Origin of the sequence: Chitinophaga sp. RAB17 (assembly GCF_052114225.1) — a bacterium.
Classification (GTDB): Bacteria; Bacteroidota; Bacteroidia; order Chitinophagales; family Chitinophagaceae; genus Chitinophaga.
This window is the reverse complement of sequence record NZ_JBFREI010000009.1, coordinates 25121-51009: the sequence shown is the minus strand read 5'-3', so window position 1 is coordinate 51009 and position 25889 is coordinate 25121. Positions and strand designations below refer to the sequence as shown.

The 25889-nt window shown below is 45.1% G+C and carries 27 protein-coding genes; 11 read left to right on the top strand and 16 right to left on the bottom strand.

The window, feature by feature from the left end; all coding sequences use genetic code 11:
• Positions 1 to 53: 53 nt before the first annotated feature.
• Positions 54 to 1511, bottom strand: coding sequence for an aminoacyl-histidine dipeptidase (locus AB4Z08_RS25665; protein WP_441576636.1), 1458 nt, complete (start codon positions 1509 to 1511; stop codon positions 54 to 56).
• Positions 1512 to 1695: 184 nt separating this feature from the next.
• Here AB4Z08_RS25665 and AB4Z08_RS25660 point away from each other — a divergent pair, with 184 nt between their 5' ends.
• Together AB4Z08_RS25660 and AB4Z08_RS25655 are read left to right on the top strand one after the other, a co-directional pair.
• Entirely contained in the window at positions 1696 to 2088 is a 393-nt protein-coding gene (locus AB4Z08_RS25660) for a helix-turn-helix domain-containing protein (protein ID WP_441576635.1), read from the top strand.
• 47 nt (positions 2089 to 2135) lie between these two features.
• Complete coding sequence (locus tag AB4Z08_RS25655; RefSeq protein ID WP_441576634.1) at positions 2136 to 2522, top strand: VOC family protein; 387 nt, start codon at positions 2136 to 2138, stop codon at positions 2520 to 2522.
• A gap of 14 nt (positions 2523 to 2536) precedes the next feature.
• Here the strand turns inward: AB4Z08_RS25655 and AB4Z08_RS25650 are convergent, their stop codons facing one another.
• Positions 2537 to 2938 carry a DoxX family protein gene (locus AB4Z08_RS25650; RefSeq protein WP_441576633.1) on the bottom strand — a complete coding sequence of 134 codons (402 nt, stop codon included), beginning with the start codon at positions 2936 to 2938 and terminating at the stop codon, positions 2537 to 2539.
• 268 nt (positions 2939 to 3206) lie between these two features.
• Here AB4Z08_RS25650 and AB4Z08_RS25645 point away from each other — a divergent pair, with 268 nt between their 5' ends.
• The 7 genes from AB4Z08_RS25645 to AB4Z08_RS25615 all read left to right on the top strand — a co-directional run bounded on the left by AB4Z08_RS25645 (position 3207) and on the right by AB4Z08_RS25615 (position 7560).
• Positions 3207 to 3548 carry a YciI family protein gene (locus tag AB4Z08_RS25645; protein WP_441576632.1) on the top strand — a complete coding sequence of 114 codons (342 nt, stop codon included), beginning with the start codon at positions 3207 to 3209 and terminating at the stop codon, positions 3546 to 3548.
• 57 nt (positions 3549 to 3605) lie between these two features.
• Positions 3606 to 4847 (top strand): RNA polymerase sigma factor, encoded by a 1242-nt coding sequence (locus tag AB4Z08_RS25640; RefSeq protein WP_441576631.1) that lies wholly within the window; start codon positions 3606 to 3608, stop codon positions 4845 to 4847.
• A 112-nt stretch (positions 4848 to 4959) separates the two neighbouring features.
• Complete coding sequence (locus tag AB4Z08_RS25635; RefSeq protein ID WP_441576630.1) at positions 4960 to 5463, top strand: cupin domain-containing protein; 504 nt, start codon at positions 4960 to 4962, stop codon at positions 5461 to 5463.
• 70 nt (positions 5464 to 5533) lie between these two features.
• Positions 5534 to 5848 carry an ArsR/SmtB family transcription factor gene (locus tag AB4Z08_RS25630; protein ID WP_441576629.1) on the top strand — a complete coding sequence of 105 codons (315 nt, stop codon included), beginning with the start codon at positions 5534 to 5536 and terminating at the stop codon, positions 5846 to 5848.
• A gap of 22 nt (positions 5849 to 5870) precedes the next feature.
• Positions 5871 to 6326, top strand: a complete 456-nt coding sequence (locus AB4Z08_RS25625) for an SRPBCC family protein (RefSeq protein WP_441576628.1) — start codon at positions 5871 to 5873, stop codon at positions 6324 to 6326.
• 11 nt (positions 6327 to 6337) lie between these two features.
• Positions 6338 to 6859: an SRPBCC family protein gene (locus tag AB4Z08_RS25620; protein ID WP_441576627.1), complete on the top strand. Its 522-nt coding sequence runs from the start codon at positions 6338 to 6340 to the stop codon at positions 6857 to 6859.
• 14 nt (positions 6860 to 6873) lie between these two features.
• A complete protein-coding gene (locus AB4Z08_RS25615; RefSeq protein ID WP_441576626.1) occupies positions 6874 to 7560 on the top strand; it encodes a CTP synthase C-terminal region-related (seleno)protein in 687 nt (228 codons plus the stop codon).
• Between the two features lie 4 nt (positions 7561 to 7564).
• Here the strand turns inward: AB4Z08_RS25615 and AB4Z08_RS25610 are convergent, their stop codons facing one another.
• Positions 7565 to 8257: a DUF2461 domain-containing protein gene (locus AB4Z08_RS25610; protein ID WP_441576625.1), complete on the bottom strand. Its 693-nt coding sequence runs from the start codon at positions 8255 to 8257 to the stop codon at positions 7565 to 7567.
• Between the two features lie 148 nt (positions 8258 to 8405).
• Between AB4Z08_RS25610 and AB4Z08_RS25605 the strand changes: the two genes are divergently transcribed.
• Complete coding sequence (locus tag AB4Z08_RS25605; RefSeq protein WP_441576624.1) at positions 8406 to 9389, top strand: metallophosphoesterase family protein; 984 nt, start codon at positions 8406 to 8408, stop codon at positions 9387 to 9389.
• A gap of 107 nt (positions 9390 to 9496) precedes the next feature.
• Here AB4Z08_RS25605 and AB4Z08_RS25600 read toward each other — a convergent pair whose 3' ends face one another.
• Positions 9497 to 10162 carry a dihydrofolate reductase family protein gene (locus AB4Z08_RS25600; protein WP_441576623.1) on the bottom strand — a complete coding sequence of 222 codons (666 nt, stop codon included), beginning with the start codon at positions 10160 to 10162 and terminating at the stop codon, positions 9497 to 9499.
• 146 nt (positions 10163 to 10308) lie between these two features.
• Here AB4Z08_RS25600 and AB4Z08_RS25595 point away from each other — a divergent pair, with 146 nt between their 5' ends.
• Positions 10309 to 12195 (top strand): hypothetical protein, encoded by a 1887-nt coding sequence (locus AB4Z08_RS25595; RefSeq protein WP_441576622.1) that lies wholly within the window; start codon positions 10309 to 10311, stop codon positions 12193 to 12195.
• 41 nt (positions 12196 to 12236) lie between these two features.
• Here the strand turns inward: AB4Z08_RS25595 and AB4Z08_RS25590 are convergent, their stop codons facing one another.
• The 12 genes from AB4Z08_RS25590 to AB4Z08_RS25535 form a co-directional block, all read right to left on the bottom strand.
• A complete protein-coding gene (locus tag AB4Z08_RS25590; protein ID WP_441576621.1) occupies positions 12237 to 13016 on the bottom strand; it encodes a DJ-1/PfpI family protein in 780 nt (259 codons plus the stop codon).
• Positions 13017 to 13093: 77 nt separating this feature from the next.
• Positions 13094 to 14008, bottom strand: a complete 915-nt coding sequence (locus tag AB4Z08_RS25585) for a GlxA family transcriptional regulator (RefSeq protein ID WP_441576620.1) — start codon at positions 14006 to 14008, stop codon at positions 13094 to 13096.
• 31 nt (positions 14009 to 14039) lie between these two features.
• Positions 14040 to 14597, bottom strand: coding sequence for a hypothetical protein (locus AB4Z08_RS25580; protein ID WP_441576619.1), 558 nt, complete (start codon positions 14595 to 14597; stop codon positions 14040 to 14042).
• Between the two features lie 5 nt (positions 14598 to 14602).
• Complete coding sequence (locus AB4Z08_RS25575; protein ID WP_441576618.1) at positions 14603 to 16798, bottom strand: peptidase domain-containing ABC transporter; 2196 nt, start codon at positions 16796 to 16798, stop codon at positions 14603 to 14605.
• On the bottom strand, positions 16798 to 20001 hold the full coding sequence (locus AB4Z08_RS25570; protein WP_441576617.1) for a lantibiotic dehydratase: 3204 nt from the start codon (positions 19999 to 20001) through the stop codon (positions 16798 to 16800). The genes AB4Z08_RS25575 and AB4Z08_RS25570 overlap by 1 nt, the downstream gene beginning before the upstream one ends.
• A gap of 35 nt (positions 20002 to 20036) precedes the next feature.
• Positions 20037 to 21248: a lanthionine synthetase LanC family protein gene (locus AB4Z08_RS25565; RefSeq protein WP_441576616.1), complete on the bottom strand. Its 1212-nt coding sequence runs from the start codon at positions 21246 to 21248 to the stop codon at positions 20037 to 20039.
• Positions 21249 to 21378: 130 nt separating this feature from the next.
• On the bottom strand, positions 21379 to 21582 hold the full coding sequence (locus tag AB4Z08_RS25560) for a class I lanthipeptide (RefSeq protein ID WP_441576615.1): 204 nt from the start codon (positions 21580 to 21582) through the stop codon (positions 21379 to 21381).
• A 79-nt stretch (positions 21583 to 21661) separates the two neighbouring features.
• Complete coding sequence (locus tag AB4Z08_RS25555) at positions 21662 to 21835, bottom strand: class I lanthipeptide (RefSeq protein WP_441576614.1); 174 nt, start codon at positions 21833 to 21835, stop codon at positions 21662 to 21664.
• A 71-nt stretch (positions 21836 to 21906) separates the two neighbouring features.
• Positions 21907 to 22113: a class I lanthipeptide gene (locus AB4Z08_RS25550; RefSeq protein WP_441576613.1), complete on the bottom strand. Its 207-nt coding sequence runs from the start codon at positions 22111 to 22113 to the stop codon at positions 21907 to 21909.
• 505 nt (positions 22114 to 22618) lie between these two features.
• A complete protein-coding gene (locus AB4Z08_RS25545) occupies positions 22619 to 22813 on the bottom strand; it encodes a class I lanthipeptide (protein WP_441576612.1) in 195 nt (64 codons plus the stop codon).
• Between the two features lie 306 nt (positions 22814 to 23119).
• Positions 23120 to 25330, bottom strand: coding sequence for a TonB-dependent receptor domain-containing protein (locus AB4Z08_RS25540; protein ID WP_441576611.1), 2211 nt, complete (start codon positions 25328 to 25330; stop codon positions 23120 to 23122).
• Positions 25330 to 25851 (bottom strand): DUF2911 domain-containing protein, encoded by a 522-nt coding sequence (locus AB4Z08_RS25535; RefSeq protein WP_441576610.1) that lies wholly within the window; start codon positions 25849 to 25851, stop codon positions 25330 to 25332. Before AB4Z08_RS25535 ends, AB4Z08_RS25540 begins: the two co-directional genes overlap by 1 nt.
• Between the last annotated feature and the right edge of the window lie 38 nt (positions 25852 to 25889).

Genomic DNA, 25889 nt, shown 5'->3' with positions numbered 1-25889 from the left:
TAAAAGACGAAACCCTGCGGAGAATCGCAGGGTTTCGTCTTTTAAAAACTCTTTTATTTTACCGGAATCTCTTTCAGTATATGCAGGAAATAGTCATAAAACCTGCCCACAGAAGAGATCTGTACTTTTTCATCCGGAGAATGCGCCCCCTGAATAGTAGGCCCAAAAGAAATCATATCCAAACCACCCGCAAAGTGGCCGCCTAAAATACCACATTCCAATCCCGCATGACAAGCCCCTACTTTAGGTTCGTGTGTGAAATGATCCTTGTACAATTTCAGCATGAGCCGGAGAATAGCTGAATCTGCATCCGGCTTCCAGCCGGGATAGTCGCCGCCCTGCACCACTTCGCAACCTATATTTTCAAATGCAGCGCCCACTGCCATCGATACATCTTCTTTGGTACTTTCCACGCTGCTGCGTTGCAGGGATTGTGTAATAAAAACACCGTCTTTTACAATCACCCTTGCCAGGTTGGAAGAGGCCTCCACCAATCCTTCAATATCTGGACTCATGCGGAATACCCCATTAGGCACAGCATAACTAGCACGTAACAACCGGGTAAAATATTCCGGCTCCATTACGGTAGCAGGTGTAGCCGCGGCGCTTAATACTACCTGAAGATCTTTCTCTATCGATTTGTATTCCTCTGTTAAAACAGCGGAGAACTCTTTAATAAAAGCAGTAAAAGTCTCCTTGTCTTTTCCCGGAATGGTAACAGTTGCCTGCGACTCACGCGGAATCGCGTTGCGCAAACTACCACCATCCAGACTTACCAGTTGAATATCGAAAGCTTGTTTAGCTTTATACAACAACCGGTTCATCAGTTTATTGGCATTACCTCTTCCTTTATGAATGTCCATACCAGAGTGTCCGCCCATCAGTCCTTTGATGCGAATATCAAAAGCGATGGTTCCTGCTCCGGCAGGTACTTCTTTATAAGATGCTTTGGTATTTGTATCGATGCCACCGGCGCAACCGATGGTCAGTTCATCTTCTTCCTCTGTATCCAGGTTCAGCAGAATGGTACCGCTAAAATTAGCAGGATCCAGTTGTTTGGCGCCTGTCATACCGGTTTCTTCATCAATGGTAAACATGGCTTCAATTGCCGGATGTACCAGGTTTGTAGCAGATAATACCGTCATGATAGTCGCCACACCAATGCCGTTATCCGCACCCAGTGTAGTGCCACGGGCTTTTACCCAATCGCCGTCGACATACATATCAATGCCCTGGGTAGCAAAATCAAAGTTAACGTCTCCGTTTTTTTGATGCACCATATCCAGGTGAGACTGTAATATCACCGTTTGACGATTTTCCATTCCCGGCGTAGCCGGTTTCTTAATCACCACATTGCCTATGGCATCCCTTTTTGTTTCAAGTCCCAGGCTTTTACCAAAGTCCAGTATGAATGCGATGACGCGTTCTTCCTTCTTGGAAGCGCGGGGTACGGCATTCAAAGCGGCAAAATGCTGCCATAGCGGTTGCGGAGATAAATCCTTTAATTCCATCAGTAACGTGTTTATTAACGTCAGCAAAGTATACAAATCATTTCAAACGGGCAAAAAGGGATCTTCATTGCCATTCATTTTAGAGAAGCAACATGGGCAGGGCTTAATAATATATTATTTTCACTACGTTTCAAACAGTTTAAGGTGGCAACATTATCACCTATTTGCTTAATTTTATTATGTCATGAATTTTTACGCAGCACAGGTACAAAAACTCAACAGCGAGCTGTATCCAAAAGATTACCTGACGCTTCAACTAAAGCAGGCCAGGCATTTTATGGATCAGCATTTTGCGGAAAACATCTGCCTGGAGCAGCTTGCTCAGCAAGCGTTTCTATCGAAATTTCATTTTACCCGGTTATTTAAAAACTATTACGGTATTACCCCTTTTCAATATCTCACTTCTGTCAGGATGCAGGCGGCAAAGCAATTACTGAAAAGCAACAGGCAGGTATGGGAAGTTTGCATGGCAGCAGGGTTTGAAAGCATTCCTACTTTTACCTCGCTTTTCAAAAAAAGTACCGGCTACACACCTGCACGATTTCAACGAAAAGCGCAAAAAAGCAATATCCAATAAGTCCCGTACCTTTTCAGTAGCTATGTTTGTAAAACAAATAACAACATATGAAAATAACGGTAACCAGTATCATGGTAGATGATCAGCAAAAAGCATTACAATTTTATACAACAGTGCTGGGCTTTATCAAAAAAAGAGAAATCCCATTGGGCGAACATGCCTGGCTGACGGTGGTTTCAAAAGAAGAACAGGACGGAGTTGAGCTCCTGCTGGAACCTATGGGGTTCGCTCCTGCCCGGGTTTACCAAAAAGCGCTCTTTGACGCAGGTATTCCTTTTACACTCTTTAATGTGGATGATATAGAAAAAGAATACGAACGACTTACACAGGCCGGTGTGGTGTTCAGTATGCCGCCTACGCAAATGGGGCCTAACAAAATAGCGGTATTGAATGATACCTGCGGGAATAATATCCAGCTGGTACAAACATTATAGTTTGCCCTGGTACATTAATCTTTTAAAACCGGCCTTTCCCCGGCCGCAATTACTATCAATGCCACTATCAAAATAAAACTGTACTCGCTTCCGCCGGTGCCATGTTCTCCTACAAACCACCCCTGAGATGCATGTATTAATACGATGCCGATCAGCAACAAGGCGATAAACCCGGCGGTGACCCACTGTGTGTAACGCCCTAATATCAGCAATATGCCACCGGTTATTTCATAGGCGGTGATGCACCACACCAACCCTAGCCCGAAAGGCAATCCTTTATTGGTCAGGAAATCGCCGAACCGGGGGATCGTACCATTACATACTCTGACAATGGCATGTGCCAGGAATATAATGGCCACGGCTATACGTAATAAAAACAACGTTTGCTTCAGGGAAAGGAAAGGATACTTCAACATATTGGTCAGGGCTTAGGGGTAATTGATTATTGTAAATATAAGGAGACCGGCCAGTGAAACAATACCCGGATACCGGTATTTTCCAATCTGCTTAAAACCAACAGCCCCAAATCAGGTTTGTTGTTTCCCCGATCGTGCTGCATTAATTAAATACAAATCGTTAATTTACAGGTGGCTTACAGTCAAAAAATAATAAAATGTATTAAATGTGTCCATCCCGGAGACACTGGGTTGTTATGATGCTTTATAACAATTAAAACTTAACACCATGAAAGATTTCCTGTTTGTGTACAGATCAGATTTAAGCGTATTAGGCAAACGCTCTCCTGAAGAAATGCAGGCCAACACCCAAAAGTGGATGGACTGGATCGGTGATATCGCCGCACAAAATAAACTGACTGCCCGTGGCGACCGGTTGCATCCATCCGGTAAAGTAGTAAGACCCGATCACGTCATTACCGATGGGCCTTATACGGAACTGAAAGAATCGCTGGGCGGATATTCTATTGTGAAAGCAGCCTCCCTGGAAGAAGCGGCCGAACTGGCCCAAGGCTGCCCTATCTTCTTAACCGGTGGTAGTGTTGAAGTCAGGGAGATCAGCGTCATGTAAAAATCTTTTCATCTTAAAATCTCCAAAGCCTTTGTAATATTACAAAGGCTTTTATTTATGGAAAAAAATGAACTGATACCACACCTGTTCAGAACCGAATACAGTAAAATTACGGCGGTGTTATGTAAGCTGTTTGGCTTCGAGCATATCGAAATAGCGGAAGACATTGCCAGTGATACCTTTTTGTCGGCCTCTGAAATATGGGGACTCAAGGGGCTGCCTGAAAACCCTGTTGCCTGGTTGTATACTGTGGCAAAAAACAAAGCCAAAAATCACCTGAAACATGAAGCGGTATTTCGTCAGAAAGTAGCGATGCAATTAAAATATTCTGCTACGGAGACAGACATGCCGGAAATAGATCTATCCGCCAAAAACATCCATGACAGCCAGTTGCAGATGATGTTCGCTGTCTGTCATCCGGCTATTGCAGCCGAAGCGCAAATTGGGCTGGCGCTGCGTATACTATGTGGCTTTGGTATAGAAGAAATTGCCGCTGCCTTTTTATCCAATAAAGAAACCATCACCAAAAGATTACAACGGGCCAAAGACAAATTAAGAGCCGAACAGATCAGGATAGAATTCCCCGGCGAGCCGGAAATAAACAAACGGCTGGATACTGTGCTGAGAACGCTGTACCTGCTTTATAATGAAGGCTATTATTCCAGCAGCCATAATAGCAGTCTCCGTAAAGATCTCTGCCTGGAGGCATTCCGGTTAACTTCCCTGCTGACAGAAAATGAAAACACCAACAAACCCTTCGTACATGCCTTATTATCATTAATGAGCTTTCAATCGTCCCGGTTCGATGCCAGGATAGATGCCGCAGGCGAAATAGTACTGTACGATGATCAGGACACTAACCTCTGGAATAAGGCACTGATTGCACAAGGCGAGGCATTTTTAAATACCGCCTCCCGGGGTCAGGAGATCTCAAAATATCACCTGGAAGCAGGCATCGCTTACTGGCATACCATTAAAGACGATACGGAGGAAAAATGGAGTAACATTCTGCAACTATATAACCACCTGCTGCAACTGGAATACTCTCCTATTGCGGCGCTCAACAGAACATACGCCTTATCCAAAGCCAGAGGGAAAGAGGTAGCGCTTACCGAAGCGCTGAAATTAAACCTGGCAACACATCATCTGTACCAGGTATTGTTGGGAGAACTCTATACCGGTATCGATAATCCCCGGGCATTATCCTGTTTGAAAACCGCCCTGGAGTTAGCTCATTCTCCGGCAGATAAAAAAATTATCCTGCAAAAAATGCACATAATTGAAAAACAGCTGTATTGAAAGCGAACAATTTTATCTCACAATAAAAATTACAGCAGCTGCAGGAATTCAATAAGCAATGACAAGTAACCTTTTCTCCTTTGGGTTGTTCTCTACATCATAAAAAGGAGATATGACCATTAAAACTGTAAGCTTTAAATACCAGTTGGAGAAAGCAGCGCCCAGAATCGGTCCGGGAGGCATTACCCGTGGTGCCTCCGTAAAGGAATTCCCGGCATCCACCGGCATTGCAGGAGTAAGCATGTGGCTGGAGCCGGGCGCCATGCGCGAATTACACTGGCACCCCAATGCCGCCGAATGGCAATATTACATCCAGGGAAATGTGGAAATGGGTGTTTTCCTGGCGGAAGGAAAATTCATCAATGATCAGTTTGAAGCAGGCGATATTGGCTACGTTCCTATGGGCGCGGGGCATTATATTAAAAACACCGGCACTGATGTATTAAAGGTGCTGATTGGCTTCAATAACGGCCAGTATGAAGCTATTGATCTCAGCATGTGGTTAAGTGGTAATCCCAAAGACTTGCTGGCAGGAAATTTCAGCGTTGATACCTCCCAGGTAGATAAATTCCCGCAAAACGATCAATTCATTATAAAAGGATCCGGCGAAAAATAAATTTGATAAACCGAATGGTTATGTATATTTTTACTAAACCAAATGGTTATGTATCTTAAATAGTAAATGAATGAAAGCAAGACGAGACGTGTTTCAGGCCATCGCAGATCCCACCAGACGAGCTATTATAGGGCTACTGGCCCAACAGACACAAACCCTGAACACTGTGGCGGAGAACTTTAACATGAGCCAGCCAGCCATTTCAAAGCACATGCGCATACTTACGGAATGCGGACTGGTACTCATTGTTAAGCATGGCAGGGAAAGACATTGCAGCGCCAATTTCAAAGCACTGGAAGAAGTGGCCCAATGGGCAGAACAATACCGCTCCTTCTGGAACAGCCGACTCGATACCCTGGAGAATTTATTGAACGAAGAAGATTAATCAATTCATAAACTATTTCATGATGACAAAGAATAAAACACCCGGCGCAGAAGCGCAAATGCTCATCAGAAAGCCTGTCAGCAAAGTGTTTGAAGCTTTTATTGATCCTGCCATTACCAAGCATTTCTGGTTCACCAAAGGCAGCGATAAACTGGCGGCAGGAAAAACGGTTACCTGGGAATGGGAAATGTACCAGGCTTCCAGCAAAGCTTTTGTGAAGGAAATTATACCCAACAAAAAAATAGCGATCGACTGGGGCGAACCCGCTACTACCGTTGTTTTTAATTTTGAAGCCCTCACGGATGATACCACCTACGTCACGATTTCCAACTATGGATTTACAGAACAGGGTGATGATCTGCTCCGCAAAATCAACGACTCCACAGGCGGCTTCACCACGGTTTTAGATGGCTTAAAAGCTTACCTGGAACACCATATTAACCTGAACCTCATCGCAGATAAATTTCCAAAACGATAAAATAAGATTTTATGGAAAAGTACAGCAAGATCATTGCACCCGGCACTCTCCGGTTTGAACGCTCTTTGCCCGGTCCTATCAATAGGGTATGGGCTTACCTCACGGAATCAGAAAAACGTGGCAAGTGGCTGGCAAAAGGAGACATGGAACTTTTTGAAGGCGGTAAAGTAGACCTGTACTTTATGCACCAGGAACTCAGTCCCCTCCCTGATGCGATACCTGAAAAATATAAAAACATGGATCAGGGTCACCACTTTACCGGTACCATATTAAAAGTAGATTCTCCCAACCTGCTATCATTTACCTGGGAAGGCGGTTCAGAAGTAACATTTGAGCTAACGGAGCAGGCGGATCGGGTCCTGATGGTCATCACACATAAGAAACTGGGTGACAAGAAAACTACGCTGTTAAGTGTGTCAACAGGATGGCATAACCATGTAGGTATTTTGGTTGCCAACCTCGAAGGCACTGTACCACAGCCTTTCTGGAAAACACAAACTGAACTGGAAGCAGTGTACGCTAATCTGATTTAATCTTCCGCACTCACATGAAGCTTGCGATTATCGGCGACTTTAACGCCCACTTCTCCAGTCATCTGGCTACCGATGAAGCCATCAGTCATGCTGCCTGTAGCGCCCTTTCTCATGAATGGGTGGCTACAGACAGCATTGAGGCTGATATCGAAAAAATCGTGGATACTTATGATGGCTACTGGATCGCCCCCGGTAGTCCTTATAAAAGTATGAATGGTGCACTAAAAATCATTCAATATGCAAGAGAAAACGGTATCCCTACGTTAGGCACCTGCGGCGGGTTTCAGCATATGGTGATTGAATTTGCCAGAAATGTACTGGGCATTACCGATGCTCAGCACGCGGAATATGATCCGTACGCCTCCAGGCTGGTCATCAATCCCCTCAGTTGCTCCCTGTTCGGACAAGCGCTCGACATTGAACTAACAGACCCCGTGTCCAAAACGTTTAACATTTTTGGCTCGCCGCAAATCACCGAAAACTATTATTGCAATTTTGGGCTCAACCCGGATTACCAACAGTCACTCAATGACAACGGTTTTCGGATTGTAGGAACAGATAAGTTAAAAGAAGCAAGGATACTGGAATTAGTATCCCACCCTTTCTTTATTGCCACGTTGTTTGTTCCCCAGGCTAATTCAACGAAGGAGACACCGCATAAACTGGTCACCGCATTTCTGAAAACAGTCAGCGCGCGATAACATACTACTCACCGTTAGGGTCCGAAGACAACACTTCGCTCATGTAGTCGAAGAATGGGCGCATTTTCTGGAACGTTCCATTAACCTCTTTTAAAAAGCTGTCGCTTAACACCTCCTTATCAGAAAAAGATCTGATGAGCAGAAACTGTTTATAGCGTAACAGGTCAATCGCTTCATGATCCGCTTCAAACCCTTTAGGAGTAGTTTTTAACTGCTCTCCTTTCAGTGATTCAAACGTAGTAATAAATGCCTTGCTGTTAATGATTTTCCGCAGCGGCTTAGCATCAAAGGCAATATCATCCCTGATGAGCTTCAGATCAGCTGGTGTGGGTCCCCAGAAACCGCCGGCTACAAAGCTGTTGCCGGGTTCGATATGAAAATAGTATCCACCTCTGCGGCTTTTAGTAGCGCGTTTAAAACTGCCACTCCAATGTGCTTTATAAGGCGTTTTATCATGAGAGAAACGGGTGTCCCGGTAAATGCGGTACAAACTTTTTTTGCCTGAAGGAGTTTCTATCAGATCATGGGCAGAGAGTTCGTGCAGTAATGACTCTGCAAAGACCTCTACCTCTTGCTGTTCCTGTTGAAAAACAGCTTTATGTTCATTGAACCAATCCCTGTTATTGTTTTTTTTCAGCTTATTTAAAAAATCAAAACTGGAAGGTTGTATCTGCGCCGGTGCTGTTTTTTTAGCCATTGGTAATTTTTAAAGATCTGGCAAATATAGCACCTATTGCCCGGATTTAGTTTGTTGAGCAGGCCCACCAATTTTCCCGATATTGAAAAAAATGACTGTAAAATTCAACGGAATAACCCTAATTTCCGGAATTATAAATTTACAGTGAATGGTGAAACGTAGAAATTTCCTGAAGCAAATAGGCTTATCAGGCACAGGTATATTATTGGCCTCCAACACCTGGTCTGTCCCCATTAGCCAGCCGGCTAAAAGTGCTAAAAAATTACGCATAGGCGTTATTTCCGATCTGCATCATCTGCAATTTAATGTACCGGAAGTAGCACGGATGAAATCCTTTATGGATGCGGTGATGAAGGAATCGCCCGACTTCATTATCCAATGCGGGGATTTTTGCCGCCCTAAAAAATCGGAAGAAATCATGGCGCAGTGGAACCGGTTCACTGGCCCCAAATATCATGTGCTCGGCAATCATGATATGGATGTTTGCGACAAAGCCACCATCATGAAATTATGGGGCATGGAAAAACCGTATTATTCCTTTGATCAGGGTGGCTACCATTTTGTGGTGATGGACAGGAATTTTTTACGGAAAGAAGATAAAACACTGGAAGATTACAATAACAGCAACTGGGGGCCACTACCCTCTCCCATGCGCAGTTTCACCGATCAGCCGCAGCTGGAATGGCTGAAACAGGATTTGGCCGCCGCCCAACATCCCGTCATCGTTTTTATGCACCAACCGGTTTTCCTGAGCGACTTTTACCAGGAGTTGGGTAATGCAGATGAAATTCTGGCCATCTTCGATGATGCCAACCTGGCCGCCAAACAAGCAGGAAAAAATACGGGGGTGATGGCGGTATTTATGGGTCATGATCATGACGACAGATACGGTGCAAGAAATGGGGTGCATTATTTCCTGCTGAACAGCGCCAGCTATGTGTACACTGAATCAGGCGCTCATTATTACAAAGATGCCCTCTTTGCATTCATTACCCTGGATCCTTCCGGCTGGCTGCATATAGAAGGAAGGTCTACCACTTACCGCGATCCGGTAACGGATAAAGTAAAAGCACAATTTCCTACCAGTATCAGTAATCATGCGGTACGGTTGTTACCGGAGAAGCAGGTTTGATTTCCTTATAAGACGAGGGGCGGTCTCCTGGTTTGTGGTATCTCCAAAAAGCTACACTTTTGGAGGAGCTTAAACCGAAGACCGTTGTTCGCTATTTTATTTATCATCTACCTCTCTTTCGCCCACTCCTTCCTCCTCTTCAACTCCGCTTCTGAAGGCTCCAGATGTGGCCCGATAGTACCTGTTTCTATTCCACCTGCCGGCTCATAGGTGGCAATGATAACACCTGTTGTAGAAATGATGGAATTCACTAACTTCCATTGAACCGGCTGTGTGCCTTCGGCAAACAAACGCTTACCCGAGCCGAGGGTAACAGGATATACCCATGTATACAACTTATCTACCAGGCCTTCTTTCAGCAATGTTTGTATGAGTTTACCGCTTCCGAATACCAGCAGGTCCGGCCCCTCCGTTGCTTTGAGTTGCCGCAGCCCCGCCACCACATCACCGGTAATCAGCGTAGAGCTGGCCCAGCTCAGTTCCATAGATTTACCGGAAACGGTGTACTTGTGTACTCGATCAAATAATTCCCCGATAGGATTTTCCTTTGCATATGGCCAGTAGGCAGCAAAGATCTCATAAGTACGCCTACCCAGTAACAGATCAAAAGGTTGCCCCATAATGCCGCTCATAGTTTGATGCGTTAAGGTATCCCCCAGTTTGGCTGTCCATCCACCCCACTTAAAACCATGGGTAGGATCTTCTTCCGGACCGCCTGGTGCCTGCAATACGCCATCCAGGGAAACAAATGTCGTAACGATGATCTTTCTCATAATTTCTGTTTTTGTTTTATTATATTGGTGAAACCCGTAGCAGAATAACAATTCAAATATACTTTCAATGCGTATCAGGGATACAGGGCAATCACGACTTTATTGGAGGGTGATTGCGACATCCGATACCATTTCAATAACCACGTATGATTACATCCAGAAGAGATTTTCTGAAGTTAACCACACTCAGCAGCACCGGTTTATTGTTGCCACAAATCGGTAGCCTTGCAGCAATACTGAAAACAGATGGTAATGAACTGACGGTGCTCAGCGAACAGCTACTCCAGCAATGGGGCGATGCATTGCTGGCACTGCAGGTCAATCAGCCATCTGCCAAAGGCCTGCATGGAGGAATCCTTTGTCCTTCCTGCGCGGTGATACATGGCAGATGCGGCGATGCCATCTATCCACTGTTATACTTAGCCAACAAAACAAAAGATCGCAAGTATACGGATGCGGCTATACGCTTATATGATTGGATGGAAGCTATGGTGAGTACGCCTGATGGCGCCTGGCTAAATGAAGTGAGTATGGGCGACTGGAAAGGCATCACCGTATTCGGTGCTACCGCCCTGGCAGAATCACTGATACACTTTGAACAACTGCTGAATAAAGCCACACAGGAAAAATGGAAAAACAGGTTACAAAAGGCAGGTGATTATCTCTATAAAAATTTTACTATCAATACCGGTAATATCAATTACCCCATTGCGGGGAGTTATGCGCTATGCCTGATAGGTACCTATCTCCAGCAACCACATTTTATAACAAAAGGTAAAGGTCTGGCACAACAATGTCTTGCCCACATTACCACCAACAAATTATTATTTGGAGAAGGCAAACCCATTCCTGAAAAAAGTGTAAAAGGCTGCTACGCGGTAGACCTGGGCTACAACGTGGAAGAGTCCCTTCCCTCTCTCGTGCTATATGGTAAGCTGATGAATGATACTCCGTTACTGGAGCAGGTGGCCGCCTCCTTACAGGCACACCTGGAATTTATGCTGCCAGATGGCGCCTGGGATAACAGCTGGGGAACGCGTAATTATAAATGGACTTACTGGGGCAGCAGAACCAGCGATGGCTGCCAGCCTGCCTATGCATTAATGTCTGCGGGCAACCCGGCATTCTATAAAGCTGCATTGCAAAATACCAAACTATTAGCGCTGTGTACCTATGACAATTTATTACATGGTGGTCCACACTATGTATCACATGGTATCCTGCCTTGCGTGGCCCACTCACTGGCACATAGCAAAGCTCTCACCACCATATTGCTGCACGCAACCAATATACAGCCGGCAACCGCCGCTCAGTTACCACGGGAACGCATATACGGTGTAAAGTCATTCCCGGAAATTAATACCTGGCTTATCTCAAAAAACAAATGGCGAGCTACTATTACCGGCTATGATCAGGAGTATACCATGAAAGGTGGCCATGCCAGCGGTGGCGCACTATCTTTGTTATGGCATAACGACACCGGCCCCCTGCTAGCTGGTAGCATGAACAAATATCAGCTGGTAGAAGCACTAAATATGCAGCGGGATAAAAACGCGGATACCGTTTGTTTGACACCCGGTTTCAAACTAACATCCGGCGCTCAGGTATATCTCCATACCAATGATCTAAAGGCTACAGTGGATTACCAGGAAACATCCGAAGCAATCACCTTTAGCACCCACTCCCTCCTGGTGAATGAAACCCAGCAGCCGGCGCCTTCTCCGGAGTGTAGTCTCACTTATATTTTTGAGGAAAATGCTTTGCATATCCGTGGTACGGCGACCCATGAAAAAGCGGCGTATAGCTTACCAGTTATCAGCACCAATAATGAAACCCTGAAACTGATAACGCCTCACCAGCTGGAGATATATAAACCGGGGAGTATTGTGGAGATCACGGCCAACACACCAATACAGCTACCTGGTATACTGACCGATCGCATCTTCAATTTTGTGCCGGGCATGGAAGCCATTCCATTGTTGTTTGAAACAAATCACATTGATATAAAAATTGTTGTAAAACACCGTACCTAAAAAGGCAGCTGCCCCCAGCTGTCTTCCTTTACCTTACCAGCTTATTTGGTAGTCGCAGTAGCATGCGAAACTATCATTCCCTGCTCCGGCACATACTTATCGTATTCCATGTGCTGGGCTACCTTCAATGCCACATCGGCGCCCTTTAATTTTGCCACCAGGTGCAAAGCGCCATCAATGCCGGCAGAGATGCCAGCAGTAGTAATAATTCTGCCATTATCTACATACCGTACATGTTCGAGTACTTTAGCTTTTGGCACTGCCTTTTGCAGATTCGCAATACTGCGGTGGAAGGTAGTTACGGTAAGATTGTCCAGCAGCCCTGCTTTTCCCAGGATGAAAGCACCCGTGCAAACGGAAAAGTAACTGTTGGTTGCTTTGTCCCTTGACTGTATCCAGGCAATCACTTCCGGATCATCGGCGGCTATATTATCATCGCCGCCAAAAACAGCGAAGACATCTGCAGGCGGCGCATCTGCAATGCTGTAGTCGGGAAGTACTTTCAGAATGCCCTGTGATAACAGCGGTGCTTTAGTCCTGGCAACCGTGAACACCTTGAAACCAGCATAGGAAAACACTTCCATCGGGCCCGCAAAATCAAGTATTTCCACGCCCTCATAGAGATAGAAACAGATGGTCATTTTTGGATCGTTTATAGCATTTTTAAGAATAAGTTCCATACCACAATGCGGACAAATTCCCGGTTGATGAAATACCAACGTGTCACAGGGACCACAGGGAGGACAGACATACAAAGAAGATTGTTTTTGTGACCATGCCACACATGGCAACAATAAGAGCAGGAACAGCAACTGTTTCATCGCAGAATAATTTATAGGGCAAAGCTAACCGGAAGCGATCATACAAATCAGGACAAGTACACTACTAATCGGGACAGTTATATGGCTTTTTTCAGGAAGCGTCGTAGTTGGTCCGGGCCCTTAAAACCGCATTCTTTTGCCACCCAGGCCACCTTGTGTTGGGCCTTCAGTAAATGCTGCGCCTTTTCCTGTCGCAACTGCTGAACATATTGCCCGATCGTACTGCCGGTAGTGGATTTAAACAGGCGGGTAAGATTCCTCGGACTGATGTGCACCAATGCCGCGAGGTCTTCTATTGTTATTTTATGCTGGAGATGATGAGCAATATAATCCTGCACCTGGTGAACCTGGTAATTGATATGCTGCCTGTTTTGCAGGTAAACACTATGTTGCGATTCCGTACCATCGCGACGAATATACACCACCATATCTTTCGCAACCATATAAGCAAAAGCAGCTCCATGCTGCTCTTCCACAAGATACAAGGCAAGGTCAATCCCTGTGGCAATCCCCGCGCTGGTGAACAGCTTCCCGCTTTTTACAAATAGCTTATTTTCCAGCACCTTCAGGCGCGGATATTGTTTTTGTAAGGAAGATGTCCACGCCCAGTGCGTAGTGCAGCTATGGCCGTCTAACAGGCCTGCAGCGGCTAATGCAAAGGCCGCCGTACAAACAGAGCAGATGGTAGCTCCCGTAGCAGCAGCGGCTTGTAGCCATGGCATCCACAAATGGTCGTCTTCCCGGTTCCACCTGGCCAGCTCCATTCCTGCTACGATAATGATATCCTGCGCAGTAATTGTTACTGCATCAAGAGGATCTACTGCCGCAAATCCAAGTCCGGACGAAGTAGCCGGATGTGAGTAGGGCGAAACGTACCGGAGCTCATAGGGTTGCCCGCAACAACCGGATTCATAAAATACCGTTACTGCTCCCGCCAGGTCCAGGAGATGGACCCCATCAAAAAGAAAGAATATGATCCGATTCGATACCATCGGACTAAATTAGAATATAATTGATAAACTCTCATCTCCACAATCGCCCAAACATTCGCTGCATTATACTCTTATCCTCTGTCAGGATCTCTGCAGTGCCATCCAGTCTGGGTTGCGCCGGAATTTCTTTTCCGGTAGTTGTTTGCAAGAGATGATCCAGCTGAATGTTTACCTGGAAATTAGTATCCGCCACGTTGGCTTCCGCAAACATCACCGTTCCCTGCAACAACCCATATTCTTCGTAAGGATAAGCTGTAAGGCGGATGAGTACCTTTTGTCCGGCTTTTACTTTCCCGGCACCTGAGGCTTGCATGCTTCCCTTTACGATGTATGAGGACTGTTGTGGGGTAATAACCACCCTTGCAGGTATCACTTCCGGATAACGGAAAAACCAGGCGGCAATAAATGCGCCCAGCACCAGGATACCGATGAGTGTAATACCACTACGCAAAATCCAGGGTGGCATCTTCCCCATGATTTCCTGGACTTCTTCGCTGCGAACGGAATCGAGCGAAGCATGACTGAGGTGCCCGTTCTGTGAGGTGACTACATTTATAAATGCAGTGCCATCTGGTTTGTTTTCCGGCATGATAACTATCCTCCTAATTCCAATTGATTTTTAACGAGTTCAAAATAATTCCCCCGCCGTGCGGTGAGTTGTGCATGCGTGCCTGTTTCTACGATACGGCCTTTTTCCAGTACCACGATCTGGTCTGCGTACTTCACTGTACTTAAACGATGCGCGATGACCACCACCGTTTTTCCTTTAAAAAACTGCTCCAGGTTATCCATGATAACGCGTTCATTATTCGCATCGAGTGCACTCGTTGCCTCATCAAAGAAAAGGTAATGCGGATCTTTGTAAATAGCACGGGCTATTTGCAACCGTTGCTTCTGACCAGCACTAATACCACTGCCGGCATTACCGATCTTCGTCTGGTATCCGAGTGGCAACTCCTCAATAAAATCCCGGATATTGGCTGCAGCTGCAGCATGTACCAGGCGCTCATTGTCTATTCGTTCATCACTGATAGCAATATTTTTCGCGATAGTTCCTGAAAAAATAAATCCGTCCTGCATCACACTGCCACACTGACGCCGCCACCATTTCGGAGACAACTGCTGCAATGATTTATCCCCCAACTGTATATGACCTGTTGTTGGTTCATAAAATTGCAGCAACAATTTCATCAGGGTAGTTTTACCGCTGCCACTGGTGCCTACAATGGCCGTCACCTTTCCCTTCGGAATGGTAAGATCGATGTCCTGCAATACATAAGGAGATTGCCGCCCGCCGTATTGAAAAGACACTTGTTGTAACTGAATATCGCCACGTCCCTGGTCATTTGCAGGTATCGTCAGCTGTTCTCCCGTTTCTTCTTCTGCGCGATTATGGATTTCGCCCAATCTGTCCAAACTCATTTTGGCATCCTGTGCTGACTGAACAAAAGAAAGCAGCTGTTCCAGCGGACTATTCATTTGTCCGATGATATAACTCACAGATAACATCATTCCCAGTGTGAGATGTCCATTCATTACCTCCCTGGCAGTGATAAAGGAAATCAGGATATTTTTCAGTTGATTAAAAAATACAGCGCCTAGTTGCTGATACTGTCCGAGTGCCAGGCTCTTCACGCTGATTTTATAAAGCCCGGCCTGTACATGTTCCCACTCCCAGCGCCTGGCAGTTTCACAGTTGTTGAGTTTTATTTCCTGCATGCCGGTAATGAGTTCAAACAAGATGTTCTCATTTTCACTCATACGCTGAAAGCGTTTATAGTCAAGCGCTTTACGCCGCCGCAGGAAAAAGAATATCCAGCCAATGCCCATAGCGCTGAAACAGGCAAATACCAGTAATATCTTCCCGCTATATATGCCTAATACAATCGCAAAGACAAACAGGTTTACAAAAGAAAACAACGTAGACAATGTGGTACCTGTCAGGAAGTTTTGGATACGGGTATGGTCGCCTATGCGTTGGTGAATATCTCCGATCATTTTTGCATCAAAAAACCGGATCGGCAGTTTCATCAGCTTGATAAGGAAATCCGAAATGATGTTGATGTTAATACGACTATTCATATGCAGTAGTATCCAGCTGCGAATCATTTCAATAGCGGTGGACCCTGCAAAGAGCATCAGCTGGGATATCAATACCAGGTATACGAAGCCCATATTGTTCCGGTTAATACCATAGTCTACCAGACTTTGCGTAAGAAACGGCATGACCAGCGACAATGCGCTGGCCACCAGCACACTCAGAAAAAGCTGTATTACATATTTGCGGTAGGGTCTTAAATAATTAAAGAGAAAACGGAAACCGGTCGCTTTGTTGTTCATTCCCGGCTGCTGGTAGAATGTTTCTGTTGGTTCCAGCATCAGTACTACGCCGCTATTACTGTTGCCCTGCCAGCAGCGGAGAAAAGTTTCCTTATCCACTTTCACCATACCATGACCGGGATCTGCGACGAGAATTTTATCATGTTTTTTATCCCGGTTATAATTTTGCGGAGGCAGCACTACGAAGTGCTGCTGATTCCAGTGCAGGATGCAGGGCAGGTCCACGTTTTCATCGAGCTGTTCGAAATTGATGCGCACTGCAGTAGTACGAAAACCGATTTTTTCGGCTGCTTCTCCGATGCCCAGCATACTTACCCCTTCCCGGGTAATGTTTGCCTGCTCCCGGAGATATTCCAGCGAATACCGGCGGCCGTAATGCTTTGCGACCATTCGCAGGCAGGTAGGTCCGCAGTCCATTGCGTCCAATTGCTTATAAAAGGTGAATCCCATTATTTCGTGATGGCCACCATAGCCAGTTGTGATAAATAATATTTTTCCAGGAAATGATATATCACCATTTCATGCTTACGTTGTTTGCCAACAAATATCCTGTTAAGAAACAGGTGTACATGACTGGCAATGATACTCTGATAACGGTCTTCCGAGCCGCAATATTGCCGGATATGTGCCGACAGCGGGGCAGCCGTGGCTGTCCGTAACCGATAAGCTTCAATAGCCTCCGTAATCTCGTTATCGTCATCATTAGCCGGATTCATCACTGACATGATTTCCTGCTGATGCTTCCGGTATTTGTCATTCAGTGGCTTATGCAAAAGTGTACTCCCGCCAAACTCTGTGATAAATGCTTCCTGCAGGGTCGATAGCAAATGCTTTTTCTGTGGCAGGGTCAGGGCAAAATCATCGAGCATCATGTCCACCCCACGCATAGCCATTTTCCAGCGATACACTTCTCCTTCCGATCCTTCCAGCATACTGACAATACTCAGCACCGCCATGCTATCGCTGCAAAACAGGGCTTCGCTCTCTGCGATGGTTGCTGCACCATAACGTTCTATCTCCCGTACGTAGGTGTCATATTGTATCTTCTGTACCTGTCCTCCCTGAACATACGGTTGCATAGCAGCAGTGATACGATGTGATATGACGGTGTTATTGGCCGGATTCGCGCTGTTAAGAAACCGGAGCCGGATATGTGGTTGCGGATCGCCGAAACGCAGAAAGAAAAACTGTTCAAACAAACCATCTTCCTGCCATTCCGGAATGCTTTCCGCAAAATAATTTGCGAGTAATTCTTCCGCTACGCGATAGCCGCAGTAAATCTTTACATACAGCCATTCACTGCCTGGAGGAAAGCTGCGGGTAATGAGTGACCTGGCAGCAGGCGACAATTTGTTATCTGCTACCGCTTTGTTGGCCGGACCTGGGCTCACCTCAGCAGCCTTGCTGTTTTTGGTCGTCCTGACAGTGGCTGATTTCTCCTCCTTTACCGGCAGGTATTGCAATGGTAGCAATATTTCATGCGCATATACCTGATCTGCATCATCCCGCAATACCCCACCCTGTTCCTCTAACAGGCACTCTTTTAGTTTTACGCTGGAAGTCTTTTTTATTTGATCGAGCAAAATGGCCACCGCTAACGGTTGTGTGAGATCCAGCAGCAATTCATTATCTGCTTCGGATAATAATACCTTGTCGGGTATGCTTTGCTGGCGGCGGTACTTCTCAAAAAAGCGCAGCTGAATATTTTCGTCTGTTCCGGCCTGTTCGGTTTCTTTAGTGGTGAGTGTCCAGCTGGCACGGCATACAATTATGTTTTTATAGACGACCCTGGGCAATCGTGGCCGGGAAGCCAGTACGCCCCAATCCCAGTACAGATAAGACATACCAGACTGGTTCTGCAGGTCGCACAGGAATTTGTACACCGGTAAACTGTTAAAGCTATAATTATGTGCAGAGCTAAGGCGTGGAATTACCCGCTTGTTTAATCGTTTACTTCTTAAAATTACTTCCTGCTGGGAAACGGATACCATCAGGTCTGTCACCGGAATCTGGTATGCTTCGTCTACACCGGCGATGCCGATATATGGAATTTCATAATTGCGCAGCACGGGTCTTATTAATACGTTGGCAGCGCGGGCTTCCGGGAAATGCACCACTTCTGCCATCACCACATCCGGATAAGCCGCTTCCTCTTCCTGCAGCGCGGCCTTTGTCTTTTCTGCCAAAACCGGGTCTCCACTACAGAAGCGCCCCAGCAGGTTGGCTGCAGAGGGACCTCCCAAGGATTGCATCGCAAAAGTATAATTGCCTTTGTCTGCTTCTTCCGCAGAAATAGCCTGCAGCGAGCCAAACAGATAAGAACTTTTGGCGATGGGCACCGTTTCCGGATCGCCCATTTTTTGTAATTCTTCTGCTGTAATCTGCACAATCGCCTGGCCATCTCTCAGGAATTCTTCATACTTGGTCAAACATAACTGCTGCAACTGCGACCAGTTGACGGTTGTACTTTCAGGCGGCGCTTTAGTGGCTACATCTTCCACAAAAGGCGCATGAACCGTATTTTCTATGCCCGCTCCGTAGCCAATTCCCGTTTCTCCGTCAAGTACCATGTTCAGTGGCATTTCCCGGGATTCGTATTGTTCGTAAAAGCGTGTAGCAAAATTCTTCATTTCAGAACCTGCATCTTTGGGATAGCCATGGCAGAGGGCCATCAATTCATTTACCTGTTGGGTGATATCCTGCACCAGGCTTTCACTGAGCGTACAAGCCGTAGCCGTTTTAAACAAGTCTATCTGCAGCAGGTCCTTAGGGATGCTGAGCGGAAAAGTACGCTCGCAGATATCATGAATCGCCTGCAGACGGGAACGCTCAAAATCGGGCTGTTGAAACAACGCTTGCAGGGTCAGCAAACTATCGCGCAATGCAGCCACATCGTCGATGGAGGAAATGCGACCGATAAGCGCTTCGAGATTATCGGTCGCTGTAATTTTAGGCTCAATTTCAGCGATTAACAGCTGCGACTGGATCAGCTCCTGCACAAATGTATTGGCTTCCTCTTCTGCGATGGAGGGATCTTCCTGACGAATAAGCTGCACCATACCGGCAATGGTTACACCCTTCACAGCCTCGCGGAATATCTTTTCCAGGAAAACAGAATGAGCCACTGCCGTCAGCATATACCTGCGCCGGTTATTATTGATGGAATATTCTGCATAGCGGTATTTTTCACCCGCTTTATAAAGACTGTTATTGGTATAATAGCGCAGCTCCCTGCTCACTGCAGGCAGCTCCTGAATATGATGACAGATTTTAGTATAGTAGTCCATGTCCAGCCGCACCTGCTGACGGGCCTCGCTGACAGGATGTAATTGCAAATGAGTAGTAGCTCCCACTGTACCGGTAGTGCATCCGGCAAACAAGCCATAAGGGGTGCTCCTGCTACATGCCCGCACCCAATATTTGTACAATGATTTACGCAGCTTCTCTGTCTTCTTTTGATTAAAAGCATCAGGCTCGCTGAGATATCTTTCCAGTTCCTTCAACAGGTCCTGCGATCCGATATGTAAAGCGTACATAAATAAAGGGTGACTGTTGACCAGCACCTGCAAATTATTTTGTAAAACTTCCCGGTATTGATGTATGGGATAAAGTGGACTTCTTATGAGGAAGAATCCTGTATGTGACAATGCCATAGCTGATTCTTTTAGTTTTTACAGTAATAGGTAAATCAGGATAACAGGAAACATTCATCCCATGCCAATGGCTGATCCTGCAGGTGCGATAAGATGGAAAGTCCTACGCCACTGCCGCCGTCCAGTAGATCCCAGGAGTAGTCCCACTGCTTATCTTTTCCCTGCCATACTTTGATACCGTGTTTACTGCCATCTTCCGAAAAAGAAATTTTCTCCATGGTTCTATTATGCCAGTACTCTGCACATGTATAGAATGCGGGATCTTTTGTTTCGAACCAGAATTTCCGGTAAAAGGCGGCAATACCGCCGGCTCCATGACAAATACAATTGTCTACAATCCCTGCTGCTTCGTCTGTAATGCGGGCCGTGTTGTAGTGCATGATGGCAAGTGCTTCTTCCATCCAGCTTTTTTCAGACAGTACTTTACCGCATTGCCACAAGCAGATGGCCACATTAAGATCGCCATAACACCATGATAAGCGGCTGTTGGCACCGGCATAGTTGCCATCCAGGATAGCAGGATATAATGCAGCCAGGGAATCGGGAGCACGTTCAATTTTATGCTGTAGTATGAACGAGATGCTTTCTGTGATCAACTGCTGGCACATGGCAGTGGCTATACCTGCCTGATATATTTTAGCGAGTAATATCAACGCAGAACAGCTGCCATGGGCCAGACTGAAAGCATCGACGAATTCTCCGGCGGGTTCTTCATGGGTATAAAAAATAGGTAGGCTCCTTCCTTTGTCCGTCATCTTGCTGGCCGCAAAGAGTGTGGTTACAAAATATTCCAGGTGTGCTTTCACATCTGCTCTTCCGGTGAAACCCAGCAGGAAATTACACATCCCGATGCTGCCATGCAGGAAATCGAAGTTTTTACATTCTATGTGGTAAGCACTCTGCGCGATGGTAGCCGTAATAAAATCCGATGCAAGGTAATCCATATCCATTTCCACAAACTGGTGTCTGTTGAGATGGTCCAGTAGCCAAAAAGGGCCTGTATGCCCTGAACAGAAAGAATAGTTCAATCCTTCTTCGGGTGAATAACCCGCATATATTTTTTCAAGCAGCGCGGCGGCGTTATCTGCTTTGTCATCGACATATTGTTCGTAGTAGAACATAAACAACAAAGCACCCCAGGGCCCCTTAAACAGGCTGTTACTCTGACCGGGATCATATTCCGCCTTATCCAGCAACGAAACAAGATCATTATACATATGTGCTAACTGCGAGGCGGTGTTGTCCATTTTCAATCATTATTTAATGTGCACAATTGGGGAAGCAGGTGCCCCCCCAATTGAATAAAATCGATACAGGTAAACGCTTTGTGATAAGATCATCACCTGATCTTGTTGTACCTCAGATGCCCGGATAAAATCAAGGGATCATGCAGCAAGGACGACCTGTACCAGGACTGGTGGCCCGGCAGCTGGAGATTTGTCTGGTATCAACGGTGCAGATAGTACCAATGGTTGCTCCTGCACCACCTTGCAGTTGAAATTGTTGATCAGCATTGAGCTGAGCAATAGGTTCTTTGGTGAGCATCAGTTTTTTGCTCAGGTCGATTTGTTTCTTTTTCATACTGTAAATAGAAAAAATAATCCTCCCCTGTCTGTTGCCGTGGGGCGGTTGTTCAGCAATCCGGATACCAGCGGTATCTTTATCTTATGCAGCCAGCGGGGCAGGTCACTTCATCTGTTTCCACGCAGCATGCACTCCACCAGGTCAGTGGGCCACCACCTGCTAATTTGGCTTTCTGCTGTTGATTGAGTTCAACAATAGCTTCTTTTTTCAGCATCAGTTTTTTGCTGAGTTCAAGTTTTTTCTTTTTCATAATTGGGTTGTTTATGGACAAAGCTTACCCAGTAGCTATCGGGCGATAGCCTGCATAAAATTCATCCGGGTTTAGAGATCAGACTGACAGAAAATGCAGTTCGGGCGGTTTGGAGGTATGGTAACACAGGTTTCAAACTGCGTAGCCAGACAGGGAGGCCTGAGGGTCAATGGTGCCAATCCACCGGCAATCATGGCTTGTTGAGTAGTGTTCAGCAAGGCAATAGATTCCTTGTTCAGAGAAAGTTTTTTCTCTAATGGCATTTTTCTTTTTCTCATAAAACAATGTTTACAGGTTTACGGGTTCAAAAGGGTTTAGATTTAGATTTTGGTTTTGATTTATTGAATCAGCATTACGCTTCCACTCTGCCTCCAATGCAGCCGCAGTGCCATGCGACAGTTATTCAGCGAAATAATAAAAAAAGGGAACAACTATATGCTTTAAGTAAATTGAGACATAACATGCCGGGTTAAAAATGAGATTTTGAAGTTAATAAATTTATCTTGGAAAAAAAATTGTTTTTAGAAAAATAAAAATCGGTTGTCTGCCTCTTACGAAGAACAGTAATAAGATGGAAGAACCGGCATTAACGGGAATTAAAAATATCCCGTTCTGTAAAATTGATATTACCGTTACTCCGGATAAGGTGCTCATCTTATCCGGAGTATTGTTAACGGTATTTTTGTTTGTACTAACAAACAGGAAATGAACAATAGACAAAGCTTACCCGGTAGCTATCGGGCAATAGCCTGCATAAAATTCATCCAGGATTTAAAAACAGATCTAGCAGAAAACGCAATCCAGCCGGCCCGGAGGTATGGTAACACAGGTTTCAGCCTGCGTGTCCATACAAGGAGGCCTGAGGGTTAATGGTAGCAGTCCACCGGCAATCATGGTTTGTTGGGTAGTGTTCAACAAGGCAATAGATTCCTTGTTCAGAGAAAGTTTCTTCTCCAATGGCATTTTTCTTTTTCTCATAAAAACAATGTTTACAGGTTTATGGGTTCAAAAGGGTTTAGATCTTGGTTTATTATATCAGCATTACGCTTCTCCACTGTCGCTAACGCGTCCACAGTGCCATGCAACAGTTATCAATAGAACAAAAATAAAGGGAACTAAAATTATTCTTTATGTAAGTTGAGATATAACATGTCGGGTTAAAAATGAGATTTTGAAGTTAGAGAAATTAATCTTCAAAAAAAAATTGTTTTTGGAAAAGCCTGCCTCTTCCAGAGAACGATGAAAAGACGGATGAGCCGGCATATGGAGGGGATTATTACACAGCTATATTTCGGGTTGTTCATCGCTGTGCTTTATCTTTTTTACCGCCAGACTGCTTTTCCCAAAACGATAAGTAAAGGTGATATTGGCCCTGGCACTTTCTGTATGTCGTTCAAAATCCAGCAATACGGCATTGCTTTCTCTTAAGAAACTCCATTTACGGGAATTAAAAATATCGCGTCCACTAAAATTGATAGTGGCCCGTTTATTCAAAAAGTCAAACTTTGCGCCGGCATCTACCCCATATGCAGCATGATTTCTGTCCTGCGCTACCACATCTGCCGCGCGATAATCGCCTCGCAGTTGCAACGAAAAATGATCGTTGATAATAATGTTATGAGTGATGTTGGCATTCCAGCTAAATCCCGCACTGGCGGCGAGCCCATATGCAGGAGCAGCGGCTGTTTTATTGTGATACACATTCGCATTGACTAAAAAATTCCAGGCTTTCATCACATTCACCTTACTGATTAATTCCAGTCCACCGGTACAGGAATGTGCCAGATTTTGAGAGGTGGTAGTAATGATACCCTTTACGGGAGCGCCTTCTATCCGTTTAATAAAATCATTTGTCTGACGGTAGTATACACTGGCTGTCAACGTAATTATTTTCCAGTATTGCTGATATCCCAATTCAAAGAAATGAATATCTTCCGGCAATAGTGTGGGATTGCCTGCGTCATAATTTACCGGATCAGAAACATCCAATACGGGGTTCAGTTGCCTGGGTGTAGGTCGTGTTACCCGCCGGGAATAACTGAACTGCAACTGCTGTTCCGCACCGATTTTCTGCGTCAGAAAAATGCTGGGGTATAGTCTGAAGTTCGTGACCCTGAATGGTGTATAGTACAAAACATGACTGGTATCATAACCCATCAGCGTTGCACTCAATAATGCATCTTCCGCCCTGATGCCAACCTGGTAACTAAAATTCCTCACCTGGTTTTGATAATTTAAATAAAACGCATGCACCTGGTTCTTGCTCTTAAACGTATTACTGACGCCATCATACTTATCGTACACCCCAGTAGCATTATTAAAATTGTATGCATCCTGTACTCTGTCACTCCACCGGATCTGACTGCGGTAACCAGCATTTAATTCACCTGTTTTACCAACAGGTAGTGTGTAGTTGAGCTGTGCATTATAAAATCTGTTATGCTCGCTGTTGTTATTTTGCAGTATAGCGGGCATTATTTTAACTGCCTCCCCATTGATATTATAAACATCAGTCGTATAGCTTTGCAGGTTATGATTGGCGCCTTGTGAAAATCCAAGACTAACAGTTAGTTCCTCTTTAGGTTTATTAAAAGTTTTAGAGAAGTCCAGGTTTATATCATAGGTATTAGTTTTTCCATTCGTCAGGTTAGTACGATGACTTTGCTCAATAATTGCGCGGGAAGCGTTAAACTCATCTATGCTTAAGAACTCCGTTCTGCTATTTATAGCATCGTTGAAGCTACCGGAAACGCTCAACACATTTTTCTCATTCAGATAATAATCTATTCCTGCTTTCAGGTTGTTTCCTTTGTCGATTGTGGTAGATGGAAACGTTTCGTCAGAGAAAACAACGGGGTCGTTTGCATGGAAATAAGTGAGGTACTGATAACCATTGCTTAGCCGCGTACCATACCGGTAGCCATAACTGGCATACAAATTAAGGTGGCTATTTTGAAAGCCTATATTTGCACTGCCATTATAGTTATGCTGTACGCCGGCTGTTGCTGCTGCGGATCCGTTAAACCCTGATTTCTTATTTTTTATCAGAATGATGTTGATGATCCCTGCCTGACCTTCTGCATCATACCTGGCAGAAGGGTTCGTAATTACTTCTATGCTTTCGATAGAGCTGGCCGGTATCGACTGCAGCAGCTGTGCTATATTACCGCCGGCAATCAAGGAAGGCTTTCCATCAATTAAAACATTCACGCCCGAAGATCCTCTTATGCTTATCTCTCCACTCCCATTTATTTGTACCGATGGTATATTCTGTAATAAATCTGCAGCAGCACCGCCTTTACTTACCAGGCTTTGATCTACTGCAAATTTCTTTTTATTGAATCCAATCTGTGCCTCATTTTTCTGCGCCACTACCGTTACCCCGGATAAGGTGCGCGTCTTATCCGGAGTATTGGTAACGGTATCTTTGTTTTGTGCTAACAAATGGGAGGTGAACAGCAACAAAACGATCCATGCTTCTAAAGATCGTTTCATTAATTTACATTTATCTTAATCGGAACTGCCACCTTCTCCCATTCTACCGAAAAGCTTCCAGGAGTGATATGATACACCAGTTTTTCCTGGTGATGTCTTAGTTTTTTAGGTTTCACGTCTATCCGCAACTGGTCTTCTGATTCATTATATTTAAAGGCGCCCCATTGCTTTGGCTGTTTATTAAAAATAGCAGTCCACTTCATTTTTTCTTTAGGTATCAGAAAAAAACTATACTTCCCTGCAGGTAATAATTTACCTTGCACTGTAATATCTTTATCTGTTTCAAAAGTGGTCGCCTCATTAGCGCCGGCACGCCACACTTTGTCATAGGGAACTAATCCTCCCCATATTTTGCGCTCCTTTACGGAAGGACTGCTGTAATGAATATCAATGTTGGTGTTTTTTATTTCCCTGCTAATGGAATCAGCCGGACTTACCCGGGGTTTGGCCTGCTGGGCAAAAGCCGAAGCCGATACGATCATTGCTGTAAATAGCAAGAGGACGTTGAAGGATTTTTTCATACGTTATTTAAATTGTTTTAATTCTTTAAATTGCAACT

Bases quoted from the DNA above. Each gene is read 5' to 3' on its own strand.
- AB4Z08_RS25620 (WP_441576627.1), top strand. From the start codon at position 6,338: ATGGAAAAGTACAGCAAGATCATTGCACCCGGCACTCTCCGGTTTGAA.
- AB4Z08_RS25615 (WP_441576626.1), top strand. From the start codon at position 6,874: ATGAAGCTTGCGATTATCGGCGACTTTAACGCCCACTTCTCCAGTCAT.
- AB4Z08_RS25570 (WP_441576617.1), bottom strand. From the start codon at position 20,001: ATGGCATTGTCACATACAGGATTCTTCCTCATAAGAAGTCCACTTTAT.
- AB4Z08_RS25660 (WP_441576635.1), top strand. From the start codon at position 1,696: ATGAATTTTTACGCAGCACAGGTACAAAAACTCAACAGCGAGCTGTAT.
- AB4Z08_RS25540 (WP_441576611.1), bottom strand. From the start codon at position 25,330: ATGAAACGATCTTTAGAAGCATGGATCGTTTTGTTGCTGTTCACCTCC.
- AB4Z08_RS25665 (WP_441576636.1), bottom strand. From the start codon at position 1,511: ATGGAATTAAAGGATTTATCTCCGCAACCGCTATGGCAGCATTTTGCC.
- AB4Z08_RS25600 (WP_441576623.1), bottom strand. From the start codon at position 10,162: ATGAGAAAGATCATCGTTACGACATTTGTTTCCCTGGATGGCGTATTG.
- AB4Z08_RS25545 (WP_441576612.1), bottom strand. From the start codon at position 22,813: ATGAGAAAAAGAAAAATGCCATTGGAGAAGAAACTTTCTCTGAACAAG.
- AB4Z08_RS25590 (WP_441576621.1), bottom strand. From the start codon at position 13,016: ATGAAACAGTTGCTGTTCCTGCTCTTATTGTTGCCATGTGTGGCATGG.
- AB4Z08_RS25645 (WP_441576632.1), top strand. From the start codon at position 3,207: ATGAAAGATTTCCTGTTTGTGTACAGATCAGATTTAAGCGTATTAGGC.
- AB4Z08_RS25535 (WP_441576610.1), bottom strand. From the start codon at position 25,851: ATGAAAAAATCCTTCAACGTCCTCTTGCTATTTACAGCAATGATCGTA.
- AB4Z08_RS25595 (WP_441576622.1), top strand. From the start codon at position 10,309: ATGATTACATCCAGAAGAGATTTTCTGAAGTTAACCACACTCAGCAGC.
- AB4Z08_RS25635 (WP_441576630.1), top strand. From the start codon at position 4,960: ATGACCATTAAAACTGTAAGCTTTAAATACCAGTTGGAGAAAGCAGCG.
- AB4Z08_RS25605 (WP_441576624.1), top strand. From the start codon at position 8,406: ATGGTGAAACGTAGAAATTTCCTGAAGCAAATAGGCTTATCAGGCACA.
- AB4Z08_RS25575 (WP_441576618.1), bottom strand. From the start codon at position 16,798: ATGGGATTCACCTTTTATAAGCAATTGGACGCAATGGACTGCGGACCT.
- AB4Z08_RS25560 (WP_441576615.1), bottom strand. From the start codon at position 21,582: ATGAAAAAGAAACAAATCGACCTGAGCAAAAAACTGATGCTCACCAAA.
- AB4Z08_RS25640 (WP_441576631.1), top strand. From the start codon at position 3,606: ATGGAAAAAAATGAACTGATACCACACCTGTTCAGAACCGAATACAGT.
- AB4Z08_RS25625 (WP_441576628.1), top strand. From the start codon at position 5,871: ATGACAAAGAATAAAACACCCGGCGCAGAAGCGCAAATGCTCATCAGA.
- AB4Z08_RS25550 (WP_441576613.1), bottom strand. From the start codon at position 22,113: ATGAGAAAAAGAAAAATGCCATTAGAGAAAAAACTTTCTCTGAACAAG.
- AB4Z08_RS25655 (WP_441576634.1), top strand. From the start codon at position 2,136: ATGAAAATAACGGTAACCAGTATCATGGTAGATGATCAGCAAAAAGCA.
- AB4Z08_RS25610 (WP_441576625.1), bottom strand. From the start codon at position 8,257: ATGGCTAAAAAAACAGCACCGGCGCAGATACAACCTTCCAGTTTTGAT.
- AB4Z08_RS25585 (WP_441576620.1), bottom strand. From the start codon at position 14,008: ATGGTATCGAATCGGATCATATTCTTTCTTTTTGATGGGGTCCATCTC.
- AB4Z08_RS25580 (WP_441576619.1), bottom strand. From the start codon at position 14,597: ATGCCGGAAAACAAACCAGATGGCACTGCATTTATAAATGTAGTCACC.
- AB4Z08_RS25555 (WP_441576614.1), bottom strand. From the start codon at position 21,835: ATGAAAAAGAAAAAACTTGAACTCAGCAAAAAACTGATGCTGAAAAAA.
- AB4Z08_RS25565 (WP_441576616.1), bottom strand. From the start codon at position 21,248: ATGGACAACACCGCCTCGCAGTTAGCACATATGTATAATGATCTTGTT.
- AB4Z08_RS25650 (WP_441576633.1), bottom strand. From the start codon at position 2,938: ATGTTGAAGTATCCTTTCCTTTCCCTGAAGCAAACGTTGTTTTTATTA.
- AB4Z08_RS25630 (WP_441576629.1), top strand. From the start codon at position 5,534: ATGAAAGCAAGACGAGACGTGTTTCAGGCCATCGCAGATCCCACCAGA.